This window comes from Natronospira proteinivora, from assembly GCF_024170465.1.
In the GTDB taxonomy this organism is placed as follows: Bacteria; Pseudomonadota; Gammaproteobacteria; order Natronospirales; family Natronospiraceae; genus Natronospira; species Natronospira proteinivora.
Genome location: NZ_JALJYF010000001.1, coordinates 155,033 through 173,641 on the forward strand (window position 1 = coordinate 155,033; position 18,609 = coordinate 173,641).

General features: G+C 60.4%; 17 protein-coding genes. 10 read left to right on the forward strand and 7 right to left on the reverse strand.

The window, feature by feature from the left end; translation table 11 throughout:
- Positions 1–52: 52 nt before the first annotated feature.
- Positions 53–688, forward strand: coding sequence for a rhomboid family intramembrane serine protease (locus J2T60_RS00760; protein ID WP_253444034.1), 636 nt, complete (start codon positions 53–55; stop codon positions 686–688).
- Here J2T60_RS00760 and J2T60_RS00765 read toward each other — a convergent pair whose 3' ends face one another.
- Entirely contained in the window at positions 689–3,808 is a 3,120-nt protein-coding gene (locus tag J2T60_RS00765; RefSeq protein WP_253444037.1) for an EAL domain-containing protein, read from the reverse strand.
- A gap of 149 nt (positions 3,809–3,957) precedes the next feature.
- Here J2T60_RS00765 and J2T60_RS00770 point away from each other — a divergent pair, with 149 nt between their 5' ends.
- A complete protein-coding gene (locus tag J2T60_RS00770) occupies positions 3,958–4,530 on the forward strand; it encodes a hypothetical protein (protein ID WP_253444039.1) in 573 nt (190 codons plus the stop codon).
- Here J2T60_RS00770 and J2T60_RS00775 read toward each other — a convergent pair.
- From J2T60_RS00775 to J2T60_RS00795, 5 genes are all read right to left on the reverse strand, one after another.
- Entirely contained in the window at positions 4,499–5,638 is a 1,140-nt protein-coding gene (locus J2T60_RS00775) for a glycosyltransferase (RefSeq protein WP_253444042.1), read from the reverse strand. The two genes, J2T60_RS00770 and J2T60_RS00775, sit on opposite strands and share 32 nt — an antisense overlap.
- A gap of 10 nt (positions 5,639–5,648) precedes the next feature.
- Complete coding sequence (locus J2T60_RS00780) at positions 5,649–8,492, reverse strand: valine--tRNA ligase (protein WP_253444045.1); 2,844 nt, start codon at positions 8,490–8,492, stop codon at positions 5,649–5,651.
- A gap of 126 nt (positions 8,493–8,618) precedes the next feature.
- On the reverse strand, positions 8,619–8,939 hold the full coding sequence (locus tag J2T60_RS00785; protein ID WP_253444048.1) for a hypothetical protein: 321 nt from the start codon (positions 8,937–8,939) through the stop codon (positions 8,619–8,621).
- 11 nt (positions 8,940–8,950) lie between these two features.
- The gene (locus J2T60_RS00790; RefSeq protein ID WP_253444051.1) at positions 8,951–9,379 is read right to left on the reverse strand and encodes a DNA polymerase III subunit chi; all 429 of its coding nucleotides are present in this window, start codon (positions 9,377–9,379) and stop codon (positions 8,951–8,953) included.
- Between the two features lie 104 nt (positions 9,380–9,483).
- Entirely contained in the window at positions 9,484–10,977 is a 1,494-nt protein-coding gene (locus J2T60_RS00795) for a leucyl aminopeptidase (protein WP_253444054.1), read from the reverse strand.
- 156 nt (positions 10,978–11,133) lie between these two features.
- Between J2T60_RS00795 and lptF the strand changes: the two genes are divergently transcribed.
- Entirely contained in the window at positions 11,134–12,228 is a 1,095-nt protein-coding gene (gene lptF / locus J2T60_RS00800; RefSeq protein ID WP_253444057.1) for an LPS export ABC transporter permease LptF, read from the forward strand.
- Positions 12,225–13,286, forward strand: a complete 1,062-nt coding sequence (gene lptG / locus J2T60_RS00805) for an LPS export ABC transporter permease LptG (protein ID WP_253444059.1) — start codon at positions 12,225–12,227, stop codon at positions 13,284–13,286. Before lptF ends, lptG begins: the two co-directional genes overlap by 4 nt.
- 10 nt (positions 13,287–13,296) lie before the next feature.
- Here lptG and J2T60_RS00810 read toward each other — a convergent pair whose 3' ends face one another.
- Positions 13,297–13,797, reverse strand: coding sequence for an RDD family protein (locus J2T60_RS00810; protein ID WP_253444062.1), 501 nt, complete (start codon positions 13,795–13,797; stop codon positions 13,297–13,299).
- Positions 13,798–14,009: 212 nt separating this feature from the next.
- Between J2T60_RS00810 and pcnB the strand changes: the two genes are divergently transcribed.
- From pcnB to panD, 6 genes are all read left to right on the forward strand, one after another.
- Positions 14,010–15,293 carry a polynucleotide adenylyltransferase PcnB gene (gene pcnB, locus J2T60_RS00815; protein ID WP_366518288.1) on the forward strand — a complete coding sequence of 428 codons (1,284 nt, stop codon included), beginning with the start codon at positions 14,010–14,012 and terminating at the stop codon, positions 15,291–15,293.
- Positions 15,290–15,784 (forward strand): 2-amino-4-hydroxy-6-hydroxymethyldihydropteridine diphosphokinase, encoded by a 495-nt coding sequence (folK, locus tag J2T60_RS00820; RefSeq protein ID WP_253444068.1) that lies wholly within the window; start codon positions 15,290–15,292, stop codon positions 15,782–15,784. The genes pcnB and folK overlap by 4 nt, the downstream gene beginning before the upstream one ends.
- A complete protein-coding gene (locus J2T60_RS00825) occupies positions 15,781–16,437 on the forward strand; it encodes a deoxynucleoside kinase (protein ID WP_253444071.1) in 657 nt (218 codons plus the stop codon). The genes folK and J2T60_RS00825 overlap by 4 nt, the downstream gene beginning before the upstream one ends.
- A 34-nt stretch (positions 16,438–16,471) precedes the next feature.
- Positions 16,472–17,287: a 3-methyl-2-oxobutanoate hydroxymethyltransferase gene (gene panB / locus J2T60_RS00830; RefSeq protein WP_253444074.1), complete on the forward strand. Its 816-nt coding sequence runs from the start codon at positions 16,472–16,474 to the stop codon at positions 17,285–17,287.
- On the forward strand, positions 17,287–18,126 hold the full coding sequence (gene panC / locus J2T60_RS00835) for a pantoate--beta-alanine ligase (RefSeq protein WP_253444077.1): 840 nt from the start codon (positions 17,287–17,289) through the stop codon (positions 18,124–18,126). Before panB ends, panC begins: the two co-directional genes overlap by 1 nt.
- A 97-nt stretch (positions 18,127–18,223) precedes the next feature.
- Complete coding sequence (panD, locus tag J2T60_RS00840) at positions 18,224–18,604, forward strand: aspartate 1-decarboxylase (protein WP_253444080.1); 381 nt, start codon at positions 18,224–18,226, stop codon at positions 18,602–18,604.
- Positions 18,605–18,609: the final 5 nt, after the last annotated feature.

The window sequence follows — 18,609 nt, forward strand, 5'->3', positions numbered from 1 at the left end:
CCCATCGGGATAGCGTAGTCACCCGTAAACCCGATTCTTCAGGTGAGAGCCCATGGCAAGCACCCCCAGACCCTGGTCCAATTTCCCACCGGTGGTCACCGGTCTGATGGCCAGCGCCATCATCGTCTTCCTGATGCAGGAGATGAATTGGGAATTCATGCTGACCCATTTTGCCCTTTGGCCGGTGTCGGATGCGCGGGCTCCGGATTTCGCCATCTGGCAGTTGGTCAGCTCGGCCTTTTTGCACGGCGGCTACTTCCATCTTTTTGTGAACATGCTTGCCCTGTGGATGTTCGGGGTTCAGATCGAGAATCTCTGGGGCTCGGGGCGTTTTCTTTTTTACTATTTTTTCTGTGTAGTCGGTGCGTCCCTGGTGCAGTTGCTGGTAGCCACTGCGGCGGCCATGGAAGGTACGATTTATCCCACGGTGGGGGCTTCGGGCGGTGTCTTCGGGATTCTGCTGGCTTTCGGTCTGCTGTTCCCCAATCAGCGGGTGGTGCTGCTGATTCCGCCCATCCCCATGAAGGCCAAGTGGTTCGTGGTGCTGTTTGGTGCCTTCTCCCTGTTTGCGGGTTTCACCGGTACCCTGGGCAATATTGCGCATTTTGCCCATCTGGGTGGAATGGTGTTTGGCCTGATCCTGATGATCTGGTGGGGCTGGCGGCCGGGTCGCCCTTCACGCTGGTGATTATTGACCTGAACTCGCCTGTCCGGGAAGATTCGGGGGCGGGTCCAGTTCATGCAATGGTTGGGGTTTGTGCAGAGCAAAACCCTGGGCCATATCCACGCCCATTTCCTGTAGTACGCGCAGGATGTTTTCGTCCTCCACAAATTCCGCCACGGTGACAAGCCGCATGGCTCGGCCCACGTCGTGCATGGCGCGCACCATGCTGTGGCTAACCTGGTCGTCGGTAATATGCCGGACAAAGCTGCCATCGATCTTCAGGGCATCCAGCTCGATTTGACGTAGATAGGCGAAAGACGACAAACCACTGCCAAAATCATCCAGCCCAACCCGGCATCCCAACGTTCTCAAGCGTTTGAACATCATCTGGGCTTCATCAAAGTTGGTAATGGCTGCTGTTTCGGTGAGCTCGAAGCAGAACTGGCTCGGGTCGACATCGTATTCCGCGAAGCGGCCTTCAATGAAAGTCGTCAATCCACCGCCATCCATGGAAGAGCCGGAGAGATTGATGGAGCAGCGCTGGGGGCGTACGGCATCGGGCATGTGGGCGGCCATGGCCACCACCTTGTCGATCACGTGACGGTCGATACGGCCCATTAAGTTGTATCGTTCGGCCGCCGGAATGAATTCTGCCGGTAACACCATCTCTCCATTTTCATCACGCAGCCGAAGTAGTATCTCCAATGTGGGCGGGCGGGCGGTTTCCGGATTGATGGAAATAATCCATTGGCCGTAGAGCTCAAATCGATTTTCGGTCAAAGCCCGGTCCAGGCGGGGGACCCAGCCCATTTCTCCATGGCGGGCCTGGATATGAACATTGTCACGCTGATAGACCTGAACGCGGTTACGGCCTAGATCCTTGGCCGCATAACAGGCCAGGTCGGCCTGTGCCAGAAGATCGCTACGATCGACGATGGCCTCTCGGGTATGAGTGATACCGATACTGGCGCCCACGGAAAAGACTCGCCCTTCCCAAGTGAACTGGAAATGCCGGACTGTCTCCAATAATGTCTCGGCAATGTCCATGCTGCGTTCCAGGGGGCAGTCCGCCAGTAAGAGGCCAAATTCATCTCCGCCCAGTCGGGCAAGCATATCGGTCTTTCTAAGCCGTGCGTTCATGTTTTTTGAGAGTTGCCGAAGCAACTCATCACCTGCCATGTGGCCACAGGTGTCGTTGATCACCTTGAACTGATCCAGGTCCATGTAGATCAGGGTATGGACGCGACCGCCTTCCGGCGGTTGGGCCAGCATGTGGCGCAGATGGTCATCGAAGGCCCGGCGGTTGAGCATGCCGGTCAGGGAATCGTGTCGGGCCTCCCAACTCAGATTTGCCTGGGCCTGGTTGCGGTCCAGTTCCAGGGAGATGCGCGAGGAAAATACATCCAGAATGGGCTCCACCCGGGAAGCGCGCACCCGGGACAGGGGTTTGGCGTCCAGGGCAATTAGGTAGCCCCAGGTACTGTCATCCGCCAGCCGGATCACACTGGCAAACAGGCTGCGGGCGTCCATGGCCTCCACCAGTGGGTCCCTGGGGAACTGTTCATTGGCCCCTTGACGAAGGACCAGCCGCCCCTGTCGGTGGAGTTCACGAAGCAGGGTGTTCGGCAGGGGAGGTTCACGTCGACTGCCCCGGTCATCGTGATAGGCGCGCAATCGGTGGCGTTCTTCGCCGGTCTCCTGAATCAACAGAGACAGCTGCATCCCCAGGGCTCGACAGAGATTACGGGTGGTCAGCTGGAAGAACTCCAGCTCCGTTTCCCGCCCCGTGAGCAGGGCCAGGGTACGAAGGGCCTCTTCCAGGCGTTTGCGTTCGGTGATGTCCCGGTCAATGCCCCGGTAACCCCGGAATTTGCCGTCTTCGTCAAAGATGGGGGTGCCGCTGGTTTCCAGGACTACTTCATGTCCTTCCTTGTGGACATTACGGTTCTCCAGCAGATGGAACGGTTCGCGGGATTCAATAATGCTGTGGTAGATATCGGTGAGCCGATCCTGCTCCCGGGGGGTCATGGGATCATAGGGGCGCATGCCCATGACTTCTTCCGGCTTGTAGCCCATGATTTCCTCGACCTGAGGGCTGGAGTAAACGTTATAGCCGTCCTCATCCATCTCCCAGACATAATCCGTGGTGGACTCGATCAGGCTTCGAAAACGGGATTCACTCTCCCGCAGTTTTCTCTGAGCACGCTCGCCCTTTTGCATTTCCCGCCAGAGCAGCCAGAGGCCGAATATCAGCAGCAGGGAAATCCCGGCACCCATCAACAGGTGTCCGATTACCGTGGTCCGCCATTCGCCCAGCACGGCATGGGTATCCACCGTCACCACCTGGCTCAAGGGGAAATCCCCCACCGGACGGTGAATCACGAAGTAGTCATCGCTGAATGCGGCCTTCCTGGAACGCCCGGCTTCTTGTAGTTGTCCATCGCTTTCAAATTTGGCGAGTAGCCCATCCGGTAGCTCACCCACCGATGTGACAATGGCCCCCCGGTGATCCACCAGGGCGATGGTGGCCGGCAGGGACTGACTGGCCTGCTGGAACAGGGAACGATAGTGATTGGGATCGAGAATGGCGGCGATGACACCGAGAAATCGGCCTTGTTCATCGGTCAGCGCTCGACTGGCGGCCGAGAACGACATGCCGCTGGTTTGGGCCTCGGCGGGTTGTCCCAGAAAGAGTCCGTCATCCGGCATGAGGCGGTGGGTGTGGAAATAATCCCGGTCCGCCAGGTTGGATTCCAGGTTGGCCGGACCTACGGCCGAATTGACCCAGCGGCCCGTGGAATTGATGACAATCAGGTTGGCGACCACCGGCCCCTGAACCGCCTCGTTCAGGATGTCGCTAATGTCTGAATGCTCCAGCGCGATGGGCCCATGGGCGTCGCTGACTTGTTTGGACAGGTTGTCCAGAAGGGCGCTGATGGAGTCCAAGGAGCGATTCGTGTACTGGGTCAGTCCAACGGTGATCAGGTCGGCTGACTCCATGGCATTGTTCAAAGTTGCCGAACGTTGCCGATACAGGTCGCCCGCCAATAGAGCATTGATCGTAAGGATCGCAATAATGCCGAAGGCAATCAGCCCCTTACGCAGTTCTCCCGTTGGCGCCGGCGCCTCAGTCATAATGATCATTTCTCATCTCCCCAGCCGATCATTCTTGACGGGGAGGCGGCTGCTTTGCAAGCGCTGTCGCCGGTGTACGGGGTGCGATTGCAGTTTATTGCCTTATCGGGATAAAGGGTGTGATTGCTTGGTCAAAGCCGGATAGGGAGGTGGTGACCATGAAGCGCCTGTTCTGTCTGCTGGTCTTCTGCCTGGGAAGCGGCCCGCTGTCAGCCGGTGATTGGTCTGTGGGAGCCTATTGGGCCAAAAACAGCCCCGATCGCCTGATTGATATTCTGCGCAGCCTTGATCCCGAGATGCGCGCTTCCTATCTGAATGCCTTGGTCCTGAACAGGCAGTGGCACGAAGGGGATTGGCTGCGCTGGGAGTGGGAAGCCCAGCTGGTACGCCACCACGGCATGCAGAACCATTGGGAAAGCAATGCCGTGTTGGTGGCCCGATGGATGCATTTTCCCTGGGATCAATGGGTGGATACCCGCTTTGCCCTTGGGCAGGGCCTGTCCTATGCCGTTGAGGTGCCGCCCCTGGAGCCCCGTTCGGACCCGGAAGACGGGGAGTCCGCCCGATGGCTTAACTACCTGCTGTTGGAGTTGGAGCTGGCCCCGCCCCGGCCTGAAGCCCGGTGGAGCAGCTTCATCCGGGTCCATCACCGCTCCGGTGTATTCGGCACCTTCAGTGGCGTGGAGGGGGGCTCCAATTTCATCGGTCTGGGCTTGCGTTACCGATTTTAGGCTCAGGCGTAACTTCTTGCATGGCCGTGTCACCCGGCGTGAGCCCATCGCTTTCGGGCTGGTCCAGGAAATGCAGCCATTCCCGGGTGACGGTGCTAGGCAGAAAAAGCGGAGAGAGGCTGACTCGGGGCCGGCTGCCTTCACGCCACTGTTTGAGACGCCTGATTACAGCCTGTTGGTCCTTTGCATTTACCAGCTGCTCCGGGCTGGACAGGACCTCCCGGGCGGAACCGAAATCGTGGGCCAGGACCGGCGTGCCCACCGCATTGGCTTCGGCATAGATCAAGCCGAAGGTTTCTGCCCGCACGGTTTGGGGATAAAAGACGCAGAGTGAACGGCGAATGTGCTCCAGCAATTGTGAATGGGGCAGTCGGCCCAGCAGCTTGACGCCCTCCTGCTTGACGGCATCCACAAGCCAGGGGAATCTCCTGGCCAATCCTTCCTCATCGATCCCGGCGACATTCAGCTTGAGAGAAGGCATCACCTGGCGACAGGCCCGGAAATGGTGCAGTACCTGATTGAGGCCCTTGCTGGGGACACTGAAGAAGATCAGTTGATCTGGATCATAATCGTGGTGATCGGGCGTCAGACCAACAAAATCCTCGCTGACCGGATTGTAGATTCGGTGGGTGGGGATCCGGCCGGGTTTGCCGCAGAGCATGGCCAGGCCACGGGCAAAGGCATTGTTCACCATGCGATCGGCTTGTTGCCGATGGGCATCGGAGACGGTGATCAGGGATGCCCCGGCACCGGAGAGCCAAGCCCGTTGAACCGGCGCACTCTTTCGCTGCCAGTTGTGGATCCAGCAGTACAGCCGGGTATTGGGGAAATGGGTCCGGACCTGCGGGATGGCGCGGTACTTGCGAAGGACAATGGCCGCATCCGGCTCTGGCCCTTCCCGAAGGGCGTCATCCATTGGCAGATAGTGCACGCCCCGATTGATTGAGGCCGTTTGCCGGGCATCCTGGGCCACACCGACCCAGTGATGCTCAGCCAGCCCTTCGGCAACCCGAACCAGACTTCCCTGTGTTCCCCGAATGCCAAGACGGCGAACCTTGTCCCCGTCATAGGCATGATTGGTCTTGGGGTCAATAAAAAGGACCCGCATTGTCGCGCCTCTAGATTTGTTGAATCCGTTCCTGCTTGCCCTTGAGCTGTTCCCGGGCGGCTCTCATTTCCTCGGCCTTGCGGCGTTCCTTATCCACCACTTCTGCCGGGGCATTATTGACGAATTTTTCATTGGCCAGCTTGCCCTCAGCCTGATTCAGCCCTTTCTCCAATTTGGCCAATTCCTTTTCCAGCCTGGACAGTTCCGCATCCTTGTCGATCAGCCCGGCCATGGGCACCAGAATCTCCATCTCGCCTAGCAGGGCGGTGGCCGATTCCGGCGGGTTGGCATCGTCTTCCAGCACGGTGACATGCTCCAGGCGGGCCAGGGTGGAAAGAAAATGGCCGTGGCGGTCCAGGCGTTCCCGGTCCCGGGCGCTGCTGTTGGCCAGCAGCACATCCAGGGATTTGTTGGGGGAGATGTCCATCTCCCCCCGGATGCGGCGAACGCCCAAAATGAAACCTTGCAACCAGGCCATCTCGGCCTCAATGGTTTCATCCACATGGCCGCTTGGCTCGGGCCAGGGGGCCAGCATGATGGTCTCGCCCTTGCTGTCGCTCTTGGTTCCGGCCAGGGGGGCGACCCGCTGCCAGATTTCTTCACTGATGAAAGGCATGATGGGGTGCATCAGTCGCAGCAGGGTTTCCAGCACCCGCACCAGGGTCTGGCGGGTGCCGCGCCGGGCCGCTTCACTACTGGCCTCGGATTGCAGTACCGGCTTGGATAATTCCAGATACCAGTCGCAGTATTCACTCCAGGTAAATTCATACAAGGCCTTGGCAGCCAGATCCAGGCGGTACTCGTTCAGGCGGGTGGTGACTTCTTCCACCGTGGCGTCCAGGCGGGACAGGATCCAGCGATCCGGCAGGCTCAGTTCCACCTCGCCCGTGATACCGGTGTCCTTGCCCTCGGTGTTCATCAGTACATAGCGTGCGGCATTCCAGAGCTTGTTGCAGAAGTTGCGATAGCCCTCAATGCGGCCCAGATCAAAACGGATGTCCCGCCCGGTGGTGGCCAAGGCCGCGAAAGTGAAGCGCAGGGCATCGGTGCCGAAGGCGGGAATGCCCTCGGGGAATTCCTTGCGGGTGGCCTTCTCGATCTTCTTGGCTTTCTTCGGCTGCATCAAGCCCTGGGTGCGCTTGGCCACCAGATCATCCAGCTCGATGCCCTCGATCAAATCCAGGGGGTCCAGCACATTGCCCTTGGACTTGGACATCTTCTGGCCTTCCCCGTCCCGGATCAGGCCATGCACATAGACTTCATGGAAGGGCACTTCATCCATGAACTTCAGGCCCATCATGATCATCCGGGCCACCCAGAAGAAGATGATGTCAAAACCGGTGACCAGCACATTCGTGGGGTAGAAATGTTTGAGCTCTGGCGTCTCGTCCGGCCAGCCCAGGGTGGAGAAGGGCCAGAGTGCCGAGGAGAACCAGGTGTCCAGTACATCCTCGTCCTGGCTCAGGGCCAGATCATCGGCCAGGCCATGCTTTTCCCGGACTTCTGTTTCATTCCGGCCCACATAGATATTGCCATCCTCGTCATACCAGGCGGGGATGCGATGGCCCCACCAGAGCTGGCGGCTGATGCACCAGTCCTGGATATTGTGCATCCACTCGAAATAGGTGCGATCCCAGTTGCCCGGCACGAATCGGATACGGCCGTCTTCCACTGCCTTGATGGCGGGGCCGGCCAGGGGCTCGGCACGCACAAACCACTGGTCGGTGAGCCAGGGTTCGACGATCTCATTACTGCGATCGCCCCGGGGCACCATCAATTTGTGATCGTCGATCTTCTCCAGCAGGCCCTCATTATCCAGCCAGTCCACCACGGCCTTGCGGGCGGCCTTGCGGTCCAGGCCCTGCAATTCGGTGGGGATCTCGCTCAGCGTTTTCTGCTCGGACTGGACCCGCTCGCCATCGCTGAGGCCTGGCTCCCGGGCGGTATCGGCGCTGATGATGCGGGCATTGGCATCGATCACATTGATCAGGGTCAGATCATGGCGCTCGCCGATGGCATAGTCGTTAAAGTCATGGGCCGGGGTGATCTTCACACAGCCGGAGCCGAATTCCGGATCCACATAGTCATCGGCCACCACCGGGATTTCCCGCCCGGTGATGGGCAGGCGGATGGTCTTGCCGATCAGGGACTGATAACGCTCATCCTCGGGGTGCACGGCCACGGCGGTATCACCCAACATGGTTTCCGGTCGGGTGGTGGCCACCGAAACATGGCCGCTGCCGTCACTCAGGGGATATTTGAAGTGCCAGAGGTGGCCGGATTCCTCTTCTGATTCCACTTCCAGATCCGACAGGGCGGTATGCAGCACCGGGTCCCAGTTCACCAGGCGTTTGCCCCGGTAGATCAGCCCCTCTGAATGCAGGCGGACAAAAACTTCCCGCACGGCCTTGGACAGGCCCTCGTCCATGGTGAAGCGTTCCCGGGACCAGTCCAGGGAGGCGCCCATTCGGCGCAGCTGATTCTGGATGGTGCCTCCGGATTTTTCCTTCCATTCCCAGATCCGCTCAACAAAGGCTTCCCGGCCCAGGTCATGGCGGGTCTTGTCCTCGGCATTGAGCTGGCGTTCCACCACCATCTGGGTGGCGATCCCGGCGTGGTCACTGCCCGGCTGCCAGAGGGTGTCCTTGCCCTGCATCCGTTTGTGGCGGGTCAGGGCATCCATGATGGTGTCCTGGAAGGCATGGCCCATGTGCAGGCTGCCGGTCACATTGGGCGGCGGGATCATGATGCAGTAGGGATCCCCATCCAGGCCGGTGGGGGCGAAATAGCCTTTCTCTTCCCATTCCTGATAGCGGGCCTGTTCGATATTGCGGGGATCGTAGGTCTTGTCCATGCCGGGCTGCCTTGGATTGCTTCGCGCGGAAAGCAGCCAATTATAACGTCAACTGCCATTCAATTGGCAGTCTCTGAACCGGCGTTGACCAACTGGGAGGGGATATATCCGCGGCTGTCTTGCCGTTTATCGCTTTTGTTCCTGGGCGATGTTGCGGATCTCTCGCTTGAGGGTTTTCATCACATCTTCGGCCAGGGCATCGGCCAGTCGCTGGACCCGGGAGCGGACCAGGTTTTCCACCCGGCGGTCCAGTTCTTCCATGAAGGCGGCCTGCAGCCGTTCGTTTTCCGTGGGGGCATCGGGGTTTTCTTCCCCATTGCCGGCAGGCGGGTCCTCGAACAGATCCAGATTGGGCGGATTCTGCTGGGCGGCGCCGGGGCGGACCACTTCCCGCAGGGTGGGAATGGTGTCCTTGCTGCCGCCGGCTTTGTTGTCACGTCCGCGCATGAGGCTGCCTGCTAGAGTTCATGGGTCTCCAGGGGATAGCCCCGATCCCGATAAAAACGGTAGCGGCCCCGGCCCTTGGACTTGGCCTGGTCATTATTGGGGATGGTTTCTGCCACCCGTTCAAAACGGCTGAAAAACTCCGGAATGGTCTCGGCGCAATTGATCAGCAACTGGTAATCGCCCCGGGGGGGCTCGCCACTGCCCACCACAACCGGAAAGTCCGGGTCCGCGTCCACCTCGCGGGCCAGGCCATGGGGAATGAAGCTGCGGTCACGGAAGGTCCATAGCATCTCATCCAGCCGTTTGGCGTGACCAGGGTTGTCACTATGGAGAAAGATACGGTGACCGAGTCGGAAAGCCTTCTCGGTGAGGCGGCAGGCGAACAGATCTCTCGCCGTTGGCTGGTCCTGTGAAAGCAGGTAGAAGTCCACTCGGGTCATGGGGCCCTGCACATCAGTGGTTTAAGGAAGTCTGGTTGGAAAAGGGGAGCTTGTCAAACAAGCTCCCCTTCCTCCTGGCGGTATGGCTGACGGTCCCTGCCGGATCAGTTCTGATCGATCAGGTACTGGGTCAGCAAGGGCACCGGTCGGCCGGTGGCGCCTTTCTGGGGGCCGTTGCCGCTGATCCAGGCCGAGCCGGCCACATCGATATGGGCCCAGCGCTGGCCTTCGGTGTAGCGCGACAGGAAGCAGCCGGCGGTGACCGAGCCGGCCTCCTTGCCGCCCACATTGGCCATGTCGGCAAACTTGCTCTTGAGCTGGTCCTGGTACTCATCCCAGAGGGGCAGACGCCAGGCCCGGTCCCAGGCCTTGTTGCCCGCCGCCAGGATATCCTCGGCCAGCTCATCGTCTTTGCTCATCAGGCCGGAGGCGTGTTGCCCCAGAGCAATGACACAGGCTCCGGTGAGGGTGGCGATGTCAATCAGGGACTGGGGTTTGTAGCGCTTGGCATAGGTCAGGGCGTCGTTGAGGATCAGACGGCCTTCAGCATCGGTGTTTAGGATCTCGATGGTCTGGCCGGATAGGCTGGTGACCACATCGCCGGGTTTGTTGGCCTTGCCATTGATGTGGTTTTCGGTGGCCGGAACAATGCCCACCACATGGGTCGGCAGTTGCATGTTGGACACGGCGGCCAGGGTGCCGAAGACCGACGCGCCCCCGCACATATCATATTTCATCTCATCCATGCCCGGGGCGGGCTTGAGGGAGATGCCGCCGGTATCAAAGGTCAGGCCCTTGCCCACCAGCACATGGGGGCGGGTCTTGCCCTTGGTGTTCTTGTATTCCATGACGATGAACTTGCAGGGTTCATCGCTGCCCTTGGCCACGGAGAGAAAGGAGCCCATGCCGAGCTTCTTGCAATCCGCTTCATTGAGTATGGTGGTCTTGAACTGCTTGTCATTGCGGGCCAGCTTGCGCGCCTGGTTGGCCAGATGACTGGGGGTGCAGACATTGGCCGGCAAATCGCCCAGCTCGCGAGCCAGGGCTGTACCTTCGGCCACACCCTGGCCATGGTGCAGGCCCTTTTCGGCGGCGGCCTTGCCACCCCGGCCCTGATACCAGGCATCCACGCTTTTCAGACTGCCGGCCGGGGCCTTTTGGGACACGGTGGTGTCGAAACGATAGGCGGCATAATCCGCGGCTTCCACCAAGTGACGCACGCCCCAGTAAAGGGCATCTTCCTCGCTGGGGAATTCCATGGTCGTCAGGAACAGGGCATCCTTGATGCCGCCTTCGTCCAGGGCCTTGACCGCCGCCTGAACCGCTTCCCGGTAGGCGCGATGCCCATACTGTTCTTCATCACCCAGCCCCACCAGCAAGACGGATTTGGCCGCGATGCCTTTCACATCAAACAACAGCCGGGTCTGGCCCCGGTCTCCCTGCAGGGCGCCGGCCTTGAGCAGCGCTTTAAGGCGGCCGCCCGAGGCGGAGTCCAGGGTGGCGGCGGCTTCACTCAGCTTGCCCTTGCTGAAAATGCCGGCCACCACACATTGGCTGCGTTGCTTTTCCGGAGCACCGGTTTTGATCTGGTATTTCATGCAATCTCCTCGCTGCCCCTCCCTTGCAGAGGGTCCGTGATGGTTGCTTGGGAATGCCCTCATTGTACGTCAAGCGAGAAGGCTTGGTAATCCGGGCAATGAAAGTCACGGTGGGACTGGTAAACTGCCAACACCTTATTGTCGGGGGAAGTGACGGTGCGGACGCTGATTGGCCGCTATATCAATCGAGAAATCCTGCTGAGCTGGCTGGGAGTGACCGCCGCGCTGATGGTCATCCTGATGAGCCATCGCTTTGCCGGTTTTCTTGGCAGTGCCGCCAGCGGTGATATTCCACCGGATGCCATCTGGTCCCTGATGGGGCTCTCCAGCGTCCAGTATCTGGTCATCATTATTCCCATCGCCTTCTTTCTAGCTGTTCTGTTGGCGCTTGGGCGCTTTTACAAGGACAGCGAGATGTCGGCCATGATGGCCTGTGGCGTTGGTCCCCTGCATATCTACAAGGCCTTGTTCTGGCTGGTGGTGCCGGTGATGGCCGGTGTGGCCTGGCTCAGCCTGTTTGCCTCGCCCATGGCCAATGAAGCCATTGACCGGGTGCAGCAGGAAGCCCAGGCGGATGCCCGCCTGGGGATTTTCGAGCCCGGTGCGTTTCGGCGTTTGCCCGGCGGTGATGGCGTCTTTTATGCCGAGCGTCGTGAGAACGGCTATCTCAATCGTGTCTTTATCCAGGGCATGGAGGGCGATGAGCATGTGGTGATTCGTGCGGACCGGGCCCGAGTGGAGGAAGGTTCCCAGGGGCAACGCTATCTGGTGCTTGAGGATGGCTATCGCAATGAGCTGATCCCCGGGCAGGCGGAGCTGCAGCGCACCCGATTTGAGCGGCATGGCCTGGAACTGCCGCCGGCCAGCGCACCGGCACCGGTGGATGATCGTGAGGCCCGTTCCGTTTCGGCTTTGCTGAGCTCGGGGGAGGCGGCGGATATGGCGGAGTTCCACTGGCGCCTGAGCATGCCCTTGGGCGGTCTGGTCCTGGCTCTGCTGGCTGTTCCCCTGTCCAAGAGTTCACCCCGGCAGGGGCGCTATGGCCGGCTGTTCGCCGGTATTCTTGTTTACCTGGTCTATTCAAACCTGCTGGCAACCGGTCAGGTCTGGCTGGAGCGTGAGCAATTGCCGATGGTGTTCGGTCTCTGGTGGGTTCACGCCCTGTTTGCCGGTTTCGCCATGGCCCTGTTGTTCTGGCAGAACGGTGGTGTTCGCCGTTGGTTGCTGCCTCGGAGGGAGTCGGCGGCATGAAGATCCTGGATCGCTATCTGGCCCTGGCGGTGATTGCGGGCAGCCTCATGGTGCTGGCGGTACTCATGGCCCTGACACTGTTCGTGGGAGTGGTGGGGCAGTTCGGTAATCTGGGTACCGGTGACTATGGTCTGAGTGAAGCGGTGAGCTATGTCCTGTTGGGGCTCCCCGGTCAGGCCGTGGACTTGATGCCCGTTGCGGTATTGATCGGGACGCTGTTGGGGTTGGGTACCCTGGCCAGCCAGAATGAATTGACGGTCATGCGGGCGGCGGGCATGCCTATTGCCCGGGTGGCACGCGGTGCCCTGTATGGCGGAGTGCTCCTGGCCCTGGGCTGTGCCGTGTTGGCTGAGTGGGTGGCGCCCCCGGCCGAGCGTCATGCCGACCATATGCGGGCCACGGCGCTGTATGAAAATGTGAATATCCTGGGGCGCAGTGGCGCCTGGCTGAGAGATGGTGAGCAATTCATCAATGCCCGCCAGGCCCGGGAGGCCTCACACCTGGAAGGTCTCTATTTGTATGAATTCGACGACGATAATCGTTTGATTCGTGCTGCCCATGCCCGCCAGGCTCGTTTCGAGGACGGTCAGTGGCAGCTGGAGAGTGTCAGCGAGACCCGGTTGGGCTTGGAGGAGGTCCGGGCTGACCAGCAGGATCAAGAAGACTGGGAGACGGGGATTGGCCCGGCCTTGCTGACCCTGGTGAGTGTCAGTCCGGACATGCTCAGTGCCCGGGGCTTGTGGCAGTACATCCAGTATCTGGAATCCAGCAATCTGGATGCGGATCAGTATCGGGTCGCCTTCTGGTTCAAGCTGGTGATTCCCGCCGCTCTGCCGGTGATGGTCTTGCTGGCCATGCCCTTTCTGTTTGGATCCTTGCGCTCGTCCGGTGCGGGTCAGCGCTTGATGGTGGGGCTGGTTATTGGGATCGCCTTTTACCTGGTGAATATCACCCTGGCCAATGTGGGGGCCATCGTGCCCCTGGCGCCATTCTTCGTGGCCTGGCTGCCTACCTTGACGCTGTTGCTGGTCAGTGTGCTGGTGCTCCGCCGGCTCTGAGGTCGGGTTTTCAGGTCTTTGGAATATGAATGACGCGGGTGCGGGAGAGAATGTCGTGCAGACAGCGCTGTTCGGCATCCACCAGCGACCAGCTCATGGACAAGAGCAGGGGAAACAGGGCAATGGCACCCCACCAGTCAGGCCAAGTGTCCATCACCAGAAATACCAGGCCATACAGTCCGGAGACAATCAGGCCCAGGACCAGGGCCACCCGGATCAGAATATTGGGGGGCGGGGCCTGGGCCTCTTCCGGGGAGACCACCTGTAAGCGCCAGGCCCGCATGCCCAGGGTCTGTCCGCTTCGCCACCAGAACCAGCCAAAAAACAGCCCCGTGAGTAGTAGCAGATACAGCAGAAAAAGCGGGTTTTCCGCGTCGAAGCTTTCACCCCGGGCGAATGGCAGTATGATCAATGTGCCCAGGAACCAGATTGCCAGTACCAGAAGGCTGTCGTAGAAGGCGGCGGCCAGACGTCGGATCAGGCTGGCCGGCGGAAAACGGTGTGTCGACATGGTCATGATCCAGGGCTTGTACCTATTAGGCGTTCGGGACCGCGGGAATGGTATCATGTGGGAGTGTTTCAGTCTGACGCCCCCGGAGGGTGGGGTAACTGGAGTGGCTGCATGCAAGGTTTTACAGGCGGCTCCTCCAGCTACCCCTGCCCGGCCGGGACGTCTGTTGTTCTGGCAGAAGGGTAGGGATTGCCATTAGTAAACCGACGATTATTCCTCGCCCGGAACACAACGTGTCCCGGGACAATATTTCCGACAATGCCCTGAAGGTCCTATACCGTCTCAAGAAGGGCGGTTTCGAGGCCCATATCGTGGGCGGCGGGGTGCGCGATCTGCTCCTGGGCGGTCAGCCCAAGGACTTCGATGTGGCCACCGATGCCAAGCCGGAAGAAGTCCGGGACCTGTTTCGAAACTGCCGTCTGATTGGGCGGCGTTTTCGTCTGGCCCATATCCTGTTCGGCCGCGAGATCATCGAAGTGGCTACCTTCCGCGCCATGAACGTGGAACAGGACAATGGTGACAGCCGGGATGTGGACGACAGCGGCATGATCCTCCGGGACAATGTCTATGGCAATATGGAAGAGGACGCCTTCCGCCGGGATTTCACCATCAACGCTCTTTATTACAGCATCCACGATTTCTCCATCATCGATTATGTGGGCGGCATGCAGGATATCCGGCGGCGCCAGATCCGTCTGATCGGGGATCCCGAATCCCGTTATCGAGAGGATCCGGTGCGCATGCTGCGGGCGGTGCGCTTTGCCGTGAAACTGGGATTTGATATTGCCCCCACCACGGAAACGCCCATGACCTTCATGGGGGACCGTCTGGAGGACATTCCCCCCGCCCGCCTGTTCGACGAATACCTCAAGCTGTTTCTGGCCGGCCGGGCGCTGGATAATTTCGACATGCTGCGCCGTTACCATCTTTTCGGTGTGCTGTTTCCCCAGGCTGAGGCCAGTTTTCAGGGCCCCAATGGGGACACCATGCTGGCTTTTGTACGCTCCGCTTTGGCCAACACCGATCGCCGAGTGTCCCAGGACAAGCCGGTGACGCCGGCCTTTTTGCTGGCGGCCTTTCTCTGGGGGGCGGTGGTGCACCATGCCGATCGCTTTGAAGCCGATGGCAACAGCCCGGCGGAATCCCTGCAGATGGCCACCAGCATCGTGTTTGATGCCCAACAGGCCCGGGTGGCCATTCCCCGGCGTTTTTCCATGGTGATGCGGGACATCATTCATATGCAGCGCCGTTTGCCCAAACGGCGAGGCAAGCGGGCCCTGCGTCTGTTGAGTCATCCTCGCTTCCGGGCTGCCTACGACTTTTTAGTACTGCGTGCCGAAGCGGGGGATGCCCCGAAGGAATTGGCCGATTTCTGGACTGAAGTCCAGACCCTGGAGCCCAAGGCGCAGGAAAAAGCCTTTCTTTCCCAAGGGGGTGGCAGGGGCCAGGGTGGCAAGCAAGGCCGCCGGAAAGGTAGTAAGCCGGACCCCTCATGAATGATTCGGCCAACGCTTGGATCGGATTGGGGGCCAATCTCGGTGAGCCTCGGACCCAGTTGGAGGCGGCGCTGGCGGCCATTGATGCTCTGGACGACACCCGTGTGGTCCTGAAATCCTCCTTTTATCAGACACCGCCCATGGGGGGGGCCGAGCAGCCGGATTATCTCAATGCGGTGGCCGGGATCCGGACCATGCTGACGCCGGAGGCCTTGCTGGAGGGGCTGCTGTCTATCGAGACGCGCCTGGGTCGTCGTCGGGACGGACAGCTTTGGGGCCCGCGGGTGATTGATCTGGACCTGCTTTGCTACGGTGATCAGCGCCGCGATACCGCCTTTCTCCGCCTGCCGCATCCCGGCATGGCGAAAAGGGCTTTCGTGCTCAAGCCGTTGGCCGAGGTGGCACCGGATCTGGATATCCCGGGGCAGGGCCGGGTGGCATCCTTGTGCCGGGCCGTGGATGATGACGGCATCGTGAAGATGGAGGAATGAGCCGGGTGGATGTCGAACATCGCTATATCGTGGTGGAAGGACCCATCGGGGTCGGCAAGACCAGTTTCGCCCGTCGTCTGGCCGAGGATTGGGGGGCGGAGCTGATGCTGGAGGGGGCCGAGGCCAATCCCTTTCTGGAACGCTTTTACGAAGACCCGCGAGGCGCGGCGCTACCCACGCAATTGTTCTTCCTCTATCAACGTGCCCAGCAAATCCAGCAAATGCGCCAGTCGGATCTGTTTCAGGCCGAGCGTCGTGTATCGGATTTTCTGCTGGAAAAGGACAAGCTGTTCGCTGAACTGAATCTGGATGAAAATGAGTTCCAGCTCTATGAGCAGGCTTATGGCCATCTATCCCTGGATGCCCCCCAGCCGGACCTGGTGGTGTATCTTCAGGCGCCGGTGCCGGTGTTGATGGAACGGATTCGCCGCCGGGGTATTGCTTATGAACAGCAGATCACGGCGGATTACCTGGAACGGCTGGTGGATGCCTACACCCGTTTTTTCCACCATTACGAGCAGGCCCCCCTGCTAATCGTCAATACGGCGGATATCAATCCGGTGGACAGGGAAGCGGATTACAAGTTGCTGCTGGAGCAACTCAGGCAAGTGCGCAGCGGACGCCATTTCTTCAATCCCAGCCCCATCGCCTGAGGGGCACGGTTCAGAGCAGAGAGGTGCCTCGCGCATGTATGGCAATCAGGAAACGGCCCGCAAGCCGGTGAGCTTGAGACGGTTGGCCAAGATGAAGGCCGAGGGTGAGAAGATCGCCTGCCTTACCGTCTACGATGCCACCTTTGCTCGTGTTCAGGATGCTGTCGGCGTGGATCTGGCCCTGGTGGGGGATTCCCTGGGCAATGTCATCCAGGGGCATGGCACTACCGTGCCGGTCACTATGGAGGACATGGTCTATCACACCCGTTGCGCCGCTGCCGGTCTGCAATCGCCATTGTTGGTGGCGGATCTGCCCTTCGCCAGCTGCCCCGGCCCCGAGCAGGCCATTCACAACGCTGCTCGCCTGATGCGGGCAGGGGCGGCCATGGTCAAGCTGGAAACGAGCCGGGCCCAGATCGAGATTGTCACCGCCCTTGCCGGGCAGGGCATACCGGTCTGCGCCCATTTGGGCTTGTTGCCCCAGCTTGTGCATAAACAAGGTTTTCGGGTGCAGGGTCGGGATGAAGCCGCAGCCCGCGAACTCCTTGAGACGGCCCGGGCACTGGTGGAGGCCGGCGCTGACCAGTTATTGCTGGAATGTGTGCCCCGGGAGCTGGCCGCTGACATCACCCAGGCCGCACCCGTGCCCGTGATTGGCATCGGGGCCGGAGCGGGCGTGGATGGCCAGATCCTGGTGCTTCACGACATGCTGGGCATTCCCCCCGGCAAGAAGCCCCGCTTCGTGCACGATTTCATGGCCGATGCCGGGGACATTCCCGCCGCCATTGCTGCCTACGTGGAGGCGGTGAAGTCAGGACGCTATCCGCAGCCGGAACACGGGTTTGACTGATGCACACCGTTGATACCATTGAGGCCCTTCGCCGGCAGATTCAGACCTGGCGGCGCCGTCAGGAGACGGTGGGATTTGTGCCTACCATGGGCAACCTGCATGCGGGGCATCTGGCATTGGTGAGCGATGCTCAGGCCCGCGCTGACCGGGTAGTGGTCAGTATCTTCGTCAATCCCATGCAGTTTGGTCCTGGGGAAGATCTGGACAGCTATCCCCGTACCCTGCGGGACGACCAGGCTCGCCTGTTGGATGCGGGAGTGGATCTGCTGTTTGCCCCGCGGGTGGAGACCGTCTATCCCCGGGGTGAGGCGCATACTTCGGCGGTGATCGTGCCGGACGGGCTCACCGATATCCTCTGCGGCGCCAGCCGACCCGGCCATTTCCGGGGAGTGGCAACGGTGGTGGCCAAGCTGTTCAATATGGTGCAGCCGGATCTGGCGGTATTCGGTGAGAAGGATTTGCAGCAGCTGCGCGTCATTCAGCGAATGGCCGAAGACCTGGATCTGCCCGTCCGGGTCCACGGCTCCCCGACCATGCGGGAAGCCGATGGCCTGGCCACCAGCTCCCGCAATCAGTATCTCAGCGAGGCCGAGCGTCGGCGTGCCCCTATCCTCCACCAGACCCTGCAGCAGGTGGCCGAGATCGTCAGCCGCGATCGCGGGGCCATTGAGACCGCCCTCCATGAAGGCCGTCAGGCCCTGGAGAAGGCCGGGTTTCAGGTGGATTATCTGGAAGTCCGGGATTGGGAGAGCCTGGGCCCGCCGGGTCAGGGACCACTGGTGGTGCTGGGGGCGGCCTGGTTGGGTCAGGCTCGGCTTATTGATAACCTCGGGATTTGAGCCCCAACGGCGCTACAAGGCGCCTGCTTGAGCCTGTCGCCGGGGTGGATTAAAATTGACAGGCTAAACTTCTCCGTTACAGGTAAGACGATTCGCCATGTTTGTGACATTGCTGAAAGCCAAGCTTCACCGGGCCTGCGTAACCCACGCCGAAGTGGATTACGAAGGTTCCTGCGCCATTGACGGACAGCTGCTGGATGCGGCCGGGATCCACGATTACGAGCAGATCGAGATCTACAACGTCACCAACGGCGAACGTTTATCCACCTACGCCATTCGCGGCGAGGAAGGATCCCGGATCATTTCCGTGAACGGTGCGGCGGCCCACAAGGCCAGCCCCGGAGACCGGGTGATTATCTGTGCCTATGGCAGCATGGATGAGGCGGAGGTAGCTCGCCACAAGCCTCGCCTGCTGTACATGGACGAGCATAACCAGGTTAAGAACAGCCGGAATGCGATTCCGGTGCAGGCTGCCTGATTGGC